The following is an 11499-nucleotide window of genomic DNA, read 5'->3' as shown; positions in this document are numbered from 1 at the left end:
AAAGGAGTCGAGCATGCGAGCGATCACCGTGCGAGACCGTGGCGCGGGTGTCGGCGGCCTCACCCTGACCGACATGCCTTACCCCCACGCGGCGGAAAACGACGTCATCGTGCGCGTACACGCCGCGGGTTTCACCCCCGGAGAGCTCGACTGGCCGGGAACGTGGTCCGATCGTGCCGGCCGCGACCGGACACCCAGCATCCCTGGACACGAGCTGTCCGGAGCCGTGGTCGAGCTCGGCTACGGAACCACCGGCCTCACCGTTGGCCAGCGGGTGTTCGGACTGACCGACTGGACCCGCAACGGATCCCTGGCCGAATACACCGCGGTGGAGGCTCGCAACCTCGCCCCCCTCGCGGCCGACATCGACCACACCGTGGCCGCCGCGCTGCCCATTTCCGGACTGACCGCATGGCAGGGACTGTTCGACCACGCCCGCCTCACGACCGGCCAGACCGTCCTCATTCACGGCGCCGCGGGCGGCGTCGGCTCGATCGCCGTCCAACTCGCGCGAGAGGTGGGCGCCCGCGTGATCGGCACCGGACGAGCCGACGACCGTGATGTCGCGCTCGGCCTCGGCGCGCAGACCTTCCTCGACCTGGACGCCGACGGCTTGCAGTACGTCGGCGAGGTGGACGTGGTGTTCGACGTCATCGGCGGCGACATCCTCGAGCGATCGACCGAACTGGTGCGCCCGGGCGGCACCCTCGTCACCATCGCCATGCCGCCTGCCACGCAGCCCAAGGACGGGCGAGCCGTCTTCTTCGTCGTCGAACCCGACCGCGCCCGGCTGACCGACCTCGCCCAGCGCGTCCGGGCCGGACGGCTCAACCCCATCGTCGGCGCCGTTCGACCGCTTTCCGAGACGGCCTCCGCGTTCGCCCGCCATCGCCGCACGCCCGGTAAGACGATCATTCAGGTCGCGGACGAACAAGAAGCGCAGCACTCGTGATCAGTGTGCGAATCGCCGGTAAGGCTGCCGCGGTCGTCCGATGTGCCCGGCGGATACACGCCGGTCTCGATCGGCGGAATTGACCAGTCGATCCGCATCGAGGTCTTCGGTGATCTCCACGAGTTCGGCGCGCTCGGCGCGACCGTCACCGAAGACGAGGCGAAGAAGCTGATCCGGCGGAGCATCGCCGGATTCATACGTGCGCGGTGCGCGCGAATCCCCACAACGAAGGTGCGTGATCAACCTATGCCCGAGACCGTGAGCTCTTCGGCGAGCGAAACCGACACCCCGGCCGTCGTCGGCACTCTCATGCAGATGATCAGTGGCTTCTGGGTGACCCAGATCGTCCGCACGGCGGTCGACCTTTCCCTACCTGATCATCTCGCCACGGAGTCACTGACCCCGGAAGAGATCGCAGAGCGCGAGTCCAGCGACCCGCGGACCACATACCGGCTCCTGCGAGCGTGTGCGTCGCTCGGCCTGGTGGCCTACGAGGGCGATCGCCGGTTCTCCGGGACGCCGATGAGCGAGCTGCTCCGGTCGGGAGTGCCGAACACGCTGCGGGAACTGGCCTTGGTCTGGGCCGGCCCGTCCCACTGGCGGCCCTGGGAGCGGTTGCCTGAGGCCGTCCGCAAGGGCGGTACTCAGATCGAGGCGGTGCTGGGCTCCGATTTCTTCTCCTACCTGGCCGGACGGCCCGAGGAGGCCGCGCTGTTCTCGACCGCGCTGGCGGGCGTCACCGACCAGCTGAACCGGCTGGTGGCCGCGACGGTCGACACCACGAACGTCTCGGTCGCGGTGGACGTCGGCGGCGCCACCGGAGCACTCGTACGCGCCCTCCTTCAGAAGAACCCGGCGCTGCGCGGCCTGAACCTCGACCTGCCGGTCAATGCGGCCTCGGCCCGGCAAGAGGCCGAGAAGGATGGTGTGGCGGACCGTTTCGAGGCCGTCGCCGGTGACTTCTTCCAGACCGTTCCGGCAGCCGACCTGTACCTGCTGAAGGCGGTGTTGCACGACTGGTCGGACGAGCAGTGCGTGCGGATCCTGCGCAACTGCCGTGCCTCCGCCCGCCCGGGGGCCCGTGCCGTGGTCGTGGAGAACGTGATCGGTGAGATCGGAGCCCCGGGTGTCGAACCGCTCGCCGACATGCACATGCTGGCCATGTCGCCGGGACAAGAGCGTGAACTGTCCGAATTCGATGCGTTGTTCGCCGCCTCGGGATGGCGCCGAGTCTCGGTCAGCCCGACGAGTCTCAGCTTCAAGATGATCGAGCTGGAAGCGGTCTGACATGCGGCCGTGCCGGGTCACCACGCGACGGGGCCAAGACGATCGATGAAGGTCCCGGTCGGCCCGTCGGCGTTGTTGATCAGCACATCCAGCCGGTCGGTGTGCTCCCGGACGAGCCGTACAGCGTCGGCCACTTGCGTCGAGGGGGGTCGGCCTTGTCAGGTCTGCCGGATCGCGGCGACGTCGATCTCCAGCGCCACCTTCTTGCCGACCAGGCCCGCGGCGGCGGTCCAGTTCACGCCCCAGTCCTTGCGGTTGATCGTGGCGCCGCCCTTGAATCGAATCCGGACGTCGCCGCGCGGGTCGTGCTCGGCACCGGTCTGCTCAAAGGCCACGGTGATCGGCTTGGTCACGCCGCGGATGGTCAGGTCACCGGTGAGCTTGAAGGTGGTCTCGTCGACCTGCTGTGCCCCGGTCGAGGTGAAGGTGATGGTCGGGTGGTCGGCGGTCTTCAGGAACCTGCCGCGCAGCAGGTTGTCGCGTTGCCGGTTGTGGGTTTGGAAGCTGCCGGCCCGGATCGTGAGCTTGACGCTCGATTGGGACGGGTCGTCGCCGTCCAGGTGCGCGCTGCCCTCGAACTCCTCGAAATGTCCGTGCACCTTGGGGCCGATCGTGTGCCGGGCGGCGAAGCCGATCCGGGTGCGGGCGATGTCGAGGACGTAGTCGCCGGTCAGCTCGCCGCGCATGGGCGTGGTTGTCATGCAGGTCGCTCCTAGGGAAAGGGCGGGAGGAATCGTTCAGCTCCGATGGGGCTCTGGCGCCGTGTGGGGCGGCGAGCCCGCCAGCGGGGTGGCGTCGAGGTATCTGACCTCGTAGACGCGTTCGCTGAACTTCCAGCCGCCGGGGGTGCGCTGGTAGCGGTCGTGGTACACCGCGTAGTTCAAGTGCGAGCTGCCGTCACGCATCCGCCCGAACTCCTGGATGTATGCACGGCCGGCCGCGATGTCGCCGTCCAACTGGATGATGCCGGGGTGGACATGCTGCACGAAGAACTCCCACAGCCCCTGCCCCCACTCGATCCCCGCGCGGATCTCCTCGCGGCCGACGAACTCCTTGTCGATGTGCGGCCACCGGATTGCGCCCTCGGGCGTGAACAGCGATACGACCCGGTCGTAATCGCGCATCATCGCCGCGTCGGTGAGCTCTCCGCGCAGTGCCTCGATCTCGAAGCGATCGGCGATGGCCTGCATGTCCCGCATTGATTTCCCCCGCCTTATCGATGTGCCGATCAGGCGTGTGCCGCCTGTTCGAAGGGTGACGTGTCCAGCATCCAGGCAGGTCAGGGGCGGAACAATGTAAGCTTCGTGGGGCGATCTATAATGCAGGGGTTATTTGTGGAGATACGCGACATCGAGATCTTCCTGACATTGGCCGAGGAACTGCACTTCGGCCGCACCGCCGAACGGCTTCGCGTGTCCCAGGCCCGCGTCAGCCAAGCCATCAGCAAACAGGAACGACTCCTGGGCGTGGCCCTGTTCGATCGCACCAGCCGACGCGTAACCCTGACCCCTGTCGGCCGACGCCTCCGCGAAGACCTCCAGCAGGCCCTCGACCTCCTCCAGGCAGGACTCGCCCGCGCCCAAGCAGCCGGCACGGGCCAGACCCTACGGCTGGGCGTCTTCGGCCATGCCGGACACGAACTACGCCCTCTCCTCGACGCGTTCCGCACCCGCTACCCCGGCAGCGACGTCCAGTTCGGCGAAATCAGCGGCAGCGACCCGTTCACCGCCCTGCGCACCGGAGACCATGACGTGAACGTGCTGTGGCTGCCCGTTGCCGAACCCGACCTCACGGTCGGCCCCATTGTGCTCACCGGAGGCCGCGTACTGGCCGTGTCGGCAGACCACCCGCTCGCCGATCGCGGCACCGCGTCCCTGGAAGACCTCGCCGACAACCACGTCGTCGACCTCGGCCCCCAAGCCCCCGAGTACTGGGTCGCGTCCATGGTCCCCACACGCACACCACTCGGCCGCCGGATCCCACGCGGGCCCACCGCACGGACCTTCCACGAAATCCTCTCCCTGGTCGCCGCGGGACACTGCGTCCACCCGCTCGGCGAGATCGCCGCCCGCTACAACAAGCCCCCCGGCATCGTCTTTCTGCCCATCCATGACGCCCCTACCGTCCAATGGGCCCTGACGTGGCGCTCCACCGCCGACAACCCCGCCATTCGCGCGCTGGCCGAAACCGCAGCCGACCTCGGCCCCATCTCGATATAACGGTGACGACGGGTGGCGCTCGCCATCCGATCAGGGATCGACGCGGTTCGCGCGGGCGAGATGCGGTGGCCGCGGCCGCGGAGGGGGATCACCGGCTGCAGCGCTCGTTTCCTCATGCTCAGCGGCGTCCATGGCCGGTCGGTCCGAGCAGGGTCTCGCTCAGAGTCCGGGCCAGCCAGTCCTGGCAGTCGCGCACGGTCCAGCCGCAGACCTCGATCAGACGCTCGAACAACTCGATCGAGGTCAGGGCGTAGATCTGATCGGCGGCTCGCTCGACGCTCAGTCCGGTGCGCAGTGCGTCCACGGCCGCAAGGTGTTCGGCAGGTCCGCGGCTGCCTGTCAATCGCTGCTGTTCCGTGTCGGACAACAGGCGGGCCAAGCCGGCATCGGTCGCTGCGGCGGCGCGCAGCACGCGATGCACCGGACCGACACGTTGATGAATCGCCAACGCCATCTCCGCGAAGGCGGCCAGCTTCCGCATGGGGTCGGGCTCGGCGATGATCGTCTGTACCTGTGGCCGTGCGCTCTGCGGGATGGCCTGCGCGTCACCGGCCAAGGTCACGTCCCAGACGAGCTTCGCCAAGCTCGGCTTGCCGCCGGGGCAGGACGTATACAGGGTCTGCACGACGACGCCCGCGGCCCGCGCGACGTCGGCCATCGTCGTGGCGGCATAGCCGTGTTCCAGCATGAGCGCCCGGGCCGCCTCGGCGATCCGCAGCCGGGTCGCCTCCGCGTTCTCCCGTCGTAACTCACTGACATATCGCCGCTTGGGCTTCTGCTCCATGGATGATCACCGCCGTCATATTGACTTTAATCGATTCAAATGAAATTTTGTGCATCTAGTCAATCACTTGGTTCGCCGGGGGTGGAGCATGCGTCTCGTGTTGTTGGAGGTCGCTCGAACGGGGGCGACGTTACTGCTCGGCCTCTTCGCCGGAGGCCTCGTCTTCACCGTGCTGGCTCCATCGCTGCGCTCGTTGCCCGGACCCGCGTACGTGCGGTACTGGCAGGCGCTCAATGTGGATTACGGCCGTGCGATGCCGGTGTTACTGCTCACCTGCCTCGCGCTGCTCGTGACGACGGCTGTCGTGTCCTACCAGCGTGGCTGGCTCGTCTTCTGGCTCACCATCGCCGCCTCGCTGCTACTGGTGGCCACGATCGTGCTCACCTTGACCAAATTGGATCCCCTCAATCAGCTTGCGAACTCCTGGAACGTCGACGAGTTGCCGGCCGACTGGTCGGATGTCCGCCTGCGCTGGTGGACGCTGCACACGGCCCGGACGGCGATGGCGACGCTGGCCTTTTTCGCTCTCCTGGTCGCCCAGGTGGCCGATAGGGGAGGCGGCGAGACCGCCGGCGCACAGCCGGTCGCACAGCCTGTCCAGATCTCCGGTTGACACGGTCACCGCATGACCCACCGGGCCGCACCGTGACCGACACCGCGCACGGGTGCGCGATCACGCGGTCCCGTCCTCACGAACCGGGCCTGAACCGGCGGTTCACCTGGCCGGCCTCGGCCACGAGCTTGTCGATCAGGGCGCTCGCGGACGGGGTCGGCGTGCGGGCGGCGAACGGAGCCACTGTGAAGGGCCTGGGGGGGCGGAGCCCGTCCTGTTGATCGCGACTCGATCACGGAGCATTCTTGGGAGCGGCGCGAGCCCCGGGGGAGATGAATGGCGGACCAGCGCATTCTGCTCGGGCTGGGATTCTTCCTCACCAGCGTGGCCGGTGGCGTGCTGACCTACCTTTTCCAGAGAAGGACGTGGGCGCATCAGCATGAGGTCGAGCGCGAGGAGCGCGAGCATCAGCGGGTGGTCGAGCTTCAAGAACAGGAACGCCAGCAGGCCATCAAGATCTTCGAAGAGATCAGCACCCTGCTCGACAAGCGGCTCTACCGCATGCGACTGGTCCATTGGGCGGCCAGGCGTCGTGTCAAAGGGAGCGACCACGATGGTCTAGCCGCCGCTCTCGACGGCTACCGAGAGGTGCTGCTCGACTGGAACGACAACCTCAATCGCGGAATGGCATTGATCGAGGCGTACTTCGGCGGTGACTTACGTGAGCAACTGGAAGAGCTGTACGACCACTACGCGGCCGTCGGACGGGGACTCGATCAGTTCGTAGGTGACGTGGGAACCGTACCGGTAGACGATCTCGAAGTGCCGCCACTGGGCCACCGACTGGATCGTCTGAGCACCGAGGTGTACGTACTCAACCTGCGCATGCTTCATCTGCTCCAGCAAGGGAAACTCGGCCAGTCCGCGCCGAGGGTGGCTTCCCCGGCCGCGGCGCAACCCGTATTGCGATTCGGTGACCAAGGGCCGGCGGTCCGCCATCTGCAGCGGGCCCTGCGTCGCGCGGGTCACGTGCCCCAGCACATTGACGGCCTGTTCGGCCGCGACACCGAACAGGCGTTGCGTGCGTTCCAGGGCGCCCACGGTCTCGCGCCCGATGGCGTCTGCGGGCCGGACACGTGGGCCGAACTGCCTACGGGCGGGGCCATGCCGGTGTTGTCGGAAGGCACAGGGGGCGAGATCGTCGTGCGCCTGCAGGCGGCACTCACCGAGTACGCCGCCGGGCGATGGATCACGACTCCGGGGCGGATCGATGGGGTGTTCGGCCCGTCCACGAGGGTGGCGGTCCAGGCCTTCCAGCGCTGGCATGGCCTGTCGGAGCGCGGAGTGGTTGAGCCCCATACCTGGGCTGCCGACCTGGGCGCCGGGGACATCACTCTGGAAGCCGGGGTGGGCCTGCGATTCGTATCCGATGGCGCCAAACCCTGGTACGCACCCGAAGGCCGCTCAAATGATCCTGCCGCACCCGATTGACCGGTGATTTCGCCTTGCATACAGAGAACATTCACGGCGTCGACATCGAGAATTCGACACGGAGTGGCCGACATCACATCCGCCGAAAAGATTTCACATAATCGAAACAATGCGCCTGACCAGCATGGACTCTCATTTGACGCCGATATTGTCACCCTGTCATTCTTCACCCTTGTTTGTTCAGCAAAGGCGCCGTACATCGCAGTGACCTGTACGGCTCCGGCGATCATCGGGGAACGAAGATGGCGATCGAGCAAGGGCCCATGGCCGACATCCGGGACATGTACATGGCGCACATTCTGATGCGCAGGGAGTTCGGTCTAGCTGCCGGCGTGGTCCGCGCGGTCGACGGAGGTGACGTGAGCCGGGCCGAACTGGTCGCCGACCACATCGCGCTCATCGCCGGCGTCCTCCACGGCCATCACGCGGCCGAGGACGCGCTGCTGTGGCCGAAACTCCTGGATCGTGGATCCGACGAGGTCGCCACCGTCGTGCACCTCATGGAGGGGCACCACGAGACCATCGACGCGGCGTACCAGGAGATCCGGAAGGAACTCGGCCCGTGGCGCGCGGACGCGGACGTCGCCCACCGTGACGCGCTCGCCGACGCCCTCGAACGGCTCAACTCGGTGCTCGTGGAGCACACCGCGCTGGAGGAGCGGCACATCCTGCCGCTGGCAGAGAAGTACATCACCGCCGCGGAATGGCAGGAACTCGGCACCCAGGCGATGAACGACGTGCCGAAGAAGAAGCTGCCGCTGGCTTTCGGCATGGCGATGTACGAGGGCGACCCCGAGGTCATCAAGGAGGTCCTCCGCTTCGCGCCGTTCATGGCACGTCTGACGATGCCGTTCGTCGGCCCCCGGGTCTACGCCTCCTACGCCAAGCGCCTGTACGGCACCGCCACCCCGCCCCGCAGCGCCGCCTGACCGTCGGCGCTTCTAGAGCCGGTCGAGCTTCCCCCCAGAGACGGGAGACGTGAGACTAACCTGACGGGCCTGCCGCGGCCGCTGCAACCCACACAGCCGGCCTGGGCCTCCTACTGGGCCGCGCTCGAGGAGACACCTGAATGACCCTCATCCCCATGCTCACCGGCACATCGAGCATCGACTGGTCTGGTGTCAGCGAGCAACTCCAAGGCTGGGGCTCCCTGGTCGCGGCCTTCGTCGCCGTCGCCGCGCTCATCGTCACGATCAGAACCGCGAATCGCGACCGCACAGAGGGCGAGCGGCAGCGGCAGGAAGACCGCGCGGACGCGGACCGGCGCCTCACCGATGAGCGCAACGCCGCCGGCGCGCTCCTTGCGAGACAGCTCGACCAGCAGCGTGAACGTGACCGCCGAGACTTCTTGATCGAGCAGCTTCAGCGGGCAGGGGACGCCTGGAGCGAATACTCGGCACTGGCGCACATGCCCCAGCAGAGAGTCGCTGTCCAGAGGATCCAGGCCATCCTGCCGGTTCTTCCCGTACGGTTCGCCTCGCTACTCAAGGTCCGGTTCCCCGCCTCGTCCTTGGACGACCCCCAAGCGGGGGCGGAAGCAGAGCGAAGGGCCAAGGCCGCTGGGCTTCCGTTGAAGGCGGTCGGAAGTACGGAGATCTTCGAAGAGCTCGCCGACAACATCAGAGAGATTCTCGGCGAGGAGCCGCGTGTGGCGATTGAAGACGACGAGAGCTCGGCGCAACCCGATTCATGACCCCCGCCCCCATGCCCACCAGCACAGTCACCGCGACCGCGACTGGGATCAGACGGCCGCGGTCAGCTCGGCGACGTCGTCATCGGTCAGCTGGACGCCCGCGGCGGCCACGTTCTGCTCGAGATGCTCCACCGACGAGGTGCCCGGGATGGGCAGCAGAACCGGTGAGCGGCGGAGCAGCCACGCGAGAGCGAGCTGCGACGGCGTGGCGACAGCCGGGACGCGATGGCCTCGAGGGGCCCGCCCGATTTCGCCAGGCCGCCGGTGGCCAGCGGAAACCACGGGATGAAGGCGATCTGGTGGCTTTCGCAGTAGTCGAGCACGTCCTCGGCCGCCCGGTCAGCCAGGTTGTACCGGTTCTGCACCGAGGCGATCGGGGCGCTGGCGCGGGCCTCCTCGATCTGGTCGACGGTCACCTCCGACAGACCGATGTGCGCGACCTTTCCTTCGTCCTTCAGCGCTTTCAGCTCGCCGACCTGGTCTTCCAGGGGCACGTCGGGGTCCACGCGGTGCAGCTGGAGCAGCGCGATCCGGTCGACTCCGAGGATGCGCAGGCTCATCTCGCACTCCTGGCGCAAGTAGGCCGGCCTGCCGACAGGCGTCCACTTGTCGGGGCCCTGCCGGGTGAACCCCGCCTTGGTGGCGATGACGATGTTCTCGTCGTACGGGGCGAGAGCGCGGCGTAGCAGCGGCTCGGCGACCATCGGGCCGTAGGCGTCGGCGGTCATCACGGGATCCCTTCTCAGCTTGCCCGCCTGGCGGGGTGTGCCGGATGGTGCCGGCAACCGATCAGCCCACCCACACGGTCTTGAGGTCGCAGAACTCCCGGATGCCGTGTGCGGACCGGCCCGATACAGCGAGGCGACCGGACCGAACGCGTTCACCAGCCCCTCGACGTGCCCGGCATGGATGGGATGGGCATGCCTACGGACTCACTTTCGAGGCTATCGACCCCGGCCAGGCACCGTGTCATCGCGGGGTAACGACCCCTCCCAACTCCGCATGGGATGCCGCGGGTCGAGCCGCACTCGGTCGACCGGTTCGGCGGCGGGCCGTGACGGGTGGCAGGGCGGGGCGGGTGGCAGGGCGGGGCGGGCGGACCAGCGAGGAGCCCAGGGAAGCGCTGGTTTAAGAAAATTAAGATCAACATCTTGAAAGTTGATGCTCCGCCGCGCGGTAGAACTTTATATATGACAGATCAGGCGATGGACTGGCAGGAACTCACGAACCTGACCCGGGGCCGGCCGTTCGTCGTCGAGCGGGTGCGCCTGGCAGATGGCGGCGTCGCGATCGAGGGCGAGTTCGAGCTGCCGCAACTGGCTCAGCTCAACGTCGAGGACCAGGTCTTCGTCACGGCGTTCGTGCGCTGCCACGGTTCCATCAAGGAGATGGAGCGGATCTTCGGAGTGAGCTACCCGACGATCAAATCGCGGCTGAACCGGATCACGCAGATGCTCGACTTCGTCGAGACCGATCCGGCGCCGTCGCGGACCGACATCATCGATCGGTTGCGCCGCGGCGAGATCACCGCACAGCAGGCATTGTCCGAATTGGACGGTCGGACATGATGCCGCAGCTGGTGACCGTACGGGTCGAGCGCCCGGACGGTCGTCCCATCCGGATCTGGGTCCCGGTACTCCCCGTCGTGCTCGTGTTCTCGCCGATCGTGGTCCTGGCCGTGCTGGCGGCGGCCGTGGCCTGTCTCGTGTACGGCGTCAGCGTGGTGCGGGCACTCGCCACCGGTTGGCGCATCGTCTCCGCGTTGCCCGGCACCCGGGTCGACGTCGAGCAGAGCCGTACGGCTGTGCTCGTAACCATCAGATAGGAGAGGTTCCGATGAACGAACAGCGCAAGGACGTCCTCGACATGCTGGCCGAGGGCAAGATCACCGCAGAGGAGGCGGAGCAGCTCATCGCCGCGCTCGAGCGGGATCAGCCGCCGGCGGCGTCGAGTCCCGACGCCCGGCCGAAGGGCAAGGCGAAGTACCTGCGGGTGGTGGTGGACGCCCTTGAGGACGGCGAGCCGACGCGGGTCAACATGCGGGTGCCGCTGCAGCTCCTGCGGGCCGGCGTACGGCTGGCGGCCCTGATCCCGCCGCCGGCACTGGGCAAGGCCACCGCCGAACTGAACAAGTCGGGCGTGCCGTTCGACCTGACGCAGCTCAAGCCCGAACAGCTCGAGGCGCTCGTGGAGCACCTGGACGAGATGACCGTGGAGGTCGACCAGCCCGATGCCCGAGTGCGTGTCTTCTGCGAGTAGGCGCCGTCCAGTTGGACGGACCCCCGGGAGGGTGCTGGAACACCCTCCCGAGGCCGCGCCCGTGCATTCCTGATGCCTCGAACATAGCGTTCACCTGCATCCGTTGCAACGCAATGATCCTCGATGTTGCGTTAACCGCGAAGGCTGTTGCAACAGTTTTCCAGCAGCTACCTGCATGAATGTCGAATCTGTGCAACGTCGATGTTGCATGACTTTGGAAAGCAACGTAGCGTTTCCGGTGTCAGAAACAACACGGCACAA

General features: G+C 67.1%; 14 protein-coding genes and 1 pseudogene. 10 read left to right on the top strand and 5 right to left on the bottom strand.

What is annotated here, in order from left to right; genetic code table 11:
• The first annotated feature begins 13 nt into the window (after positions 1–13).
• Complete coding sequence (locus Psi02_RS32850; protein WP_203979730.1) at positions 14–952, top strand: NADP-dependent oxidoreductase; 939 nt, start codon at positions 14–16, stop codon at positions 950–952.
• 42 nt (positions 953–994) lie between these two features.
• Complete coding sequence (locus Psi02_RS32845; protein ID WP_203979729.1) at positions 995–2239, top strand: methyltransferase; 1245 nt, start codon at positions 995–997, stop codon at positions 2237–2239.
• Between the two features lie 158 nt (positions 2240–2397).
• Here the strand turns inward: Psi02_RS32845 and Psi02_RS32840 are convergent, their stop codons facing one another.
• Positions 2398–2940, bottom strand: coding sequence for a YceI family protein (locus tag Psi02_RS32840; RefSeq protein WP_203979728.1), 543 nt, complete (start codon positions 2938–2940; stop codon positions 2398–2400).
• A 36-nt stretch (positions 2941–2976) separates the two neighbouring features.
• On the bottom strand, positions 2977–3438 hold the full coding sequence (locus Psi02_RS32835) for a nuclear transport factor 2 family protein (RefSeq protein WP_203979727.1): 462 nt from the start codon (positions 3436–3438) through the stop codon (positions 2977–2979).
• A 135-nt stretch (positions 3439–3573) separates the two neighbouring features.
• On the opposite strand from Psi02_RS32835, the gene Psi02_RS32830 reads away from it, so the two are divergent.
• On the top strand, positions 3574–4458 hold the full coding sequence (locus Psi02_RS32830) for a LysR family transcriptional regulator (RefSeq protein ID WP_203979726.1): 885 nt from the start codon (positions 3574–3576) through the stop codon (positions 4456–4458).
• A gap of 118 nt (positions 4459–4576) precedes the next feature.
• On the opposite strand, the gene Psi02_RS32825 is transcribed toward Psi02_RS32830, so the two are convergent.
• Entirely contained in the window at positions 4577–5242 is a 666-nt protein-coding gene (locus tag Psi02_RS32825) for a TetR/AcrR family transcriptional regulator (RefSeq protein WP_203979725.1), read from the bottom strand.
• 88 nt (positions 5243–5330) lie between these two features.
• On the opposite strand from Psi02_RS32825, the gene Psi02_RS32820 reads away from it, so the two are divergent.
• From Psi02_RS32820 to Psi02_RS32805, 4 genes are all read left to right on the top strand, one after another.
• Complete coding sequence (locus tag Psi02_RS32820) at positions 5331–5855, top strand: anthrone oxygenase family protein (RefSeq protein ID WP_203979724.1); 525 nt, start codon at positions 5331–5333, stop codon at positions 5853–5855.
• Between the two features lie 276 nt (positions 5856–6131).
• Positions 6132–7286, top strand: a complete 1155-nt coding sequence (locus tag Psi02_RS32815) for a peptidoglycan-binding domain-containing protein (protein WP_203979723.1) — start codon at positions 6132–6134, stop codon at positions 7284–7286.
• A 242-nt stretch (positions 7287–7528) separates the two neighbouring features.
• Positions 7529–8215 (top strand): hemerythrin domain-containing protein, encoded by a 687-nt coding sequence (locus tag Psi02_RS32810; protein ID WP_203979722.1) that lies wholly within the window; start codon positions 7529–7531, stop codon positions 8213–8215.
• Between the two features lie 140 nt (positions 8216–8355).
• Positions 8356–8979 carry a hypothetical protein gene (locus Psi02_RS32805; protein ID WP_203979721.1) on the top strand — a complete coding sequence of 208 codons (624 nt, stop codon included), beginning with the start codon at positions 8356–8358 and terminating at the stop codon, positions 8977–8979.
• A gap of 48 nt (positions 8980–9027) precedes the next feature.
• Here the strand turns inward: Psi02_RS32805 and Psi02_RS41010 are convergent, their stop codons facing one another.
• Together Psi02_RS41010 and Psi02_RS41005 are read right to left on the bottom strand one after the other, a co-directional pair.
• A complete protein-coding gene (locus Psi02_RS41010) occupies positions 9028–9261 on the bottom strand; it encodes an aldo/keto reductase (RefSeq protein ID WP_308442291.1) in 234 nt (77 codons plus the stop codon).
• A gap of 8 nt (positions 9262–9269) precedes the next feature.
• Positions 9270–9683 (bottom strand): annotated as a pseudogene (locus Psi02_RS41005) (aldo/keto reductase); the annotation flags it as partial.
• Positions 9684–10130: 447 nt separating this feature from the next.
• Between Psi02_RS41005 and Psi02_RS32795 the strand changes: the two are divergent.
• Genes Psi02_RS32795 through Psi02_RS32785 form a run of 3 tightly spaced genes read left to right on the top strand, consistent with a single transcriptional unit; the run spans position 10131 to position 11238 of the window.
• On the top strand, positions 10131–10547 hold the full coding sequence (locus Psi02_RS32795; RefSeq protein ID WP_203979720.1) for a DUF2089 domain-containing protein: 417 nt from the start codon (positions 10131–10133) through the stop codon (positions 10545–10547).
• Positions 10544–10804 carry a hypothetical protein gene (locus tag Psi02_RS32790; protein WP_203979719.1) on the top strand — a complete coding sequence of 87 codons (261 nt, stop codon included), beginning with the start codon at positions 10544–10546 and terminating at the stop codon, positions 10802–10804. The genes Psi02_RS32795 and Psi02_RS32790 overlap by 4 nt, the downstream gene beginning before the upstream one ends.
• Before the next feature lie 11 nt (positions 10805–10815).
• Positions 10816–11238 carry an SHOCT-like domain-containing protein gene (locus Psi02_RS32785; protein ID WP_203979718.1) on the top strand — a complete coding sequence of 141 codons (423 nt, stop codon included), beginning with the start codon at positions 10816–10818 and terminating at the stop codon, positions 11236–11238.
• The last annotated feature ends 261 nt before the right edge of the window (positions 11239–11499 follow it).

Origin of the sequence: Planotetraspora silvatica (assembly GCF_016863315.1) — a bacterium.
Lineage (GTDB): Bacteria > Actinomycetota > Actinomycetes > Streptosporangiales > Streptosporangiaceae > Planotetraspora > Planotetraspora silvatica.
The sequence above is the reverse complement of the archived record's forward strand: the minus strand, read 5'-3'. Positions and strand labels throughout refer to the sequence as shown.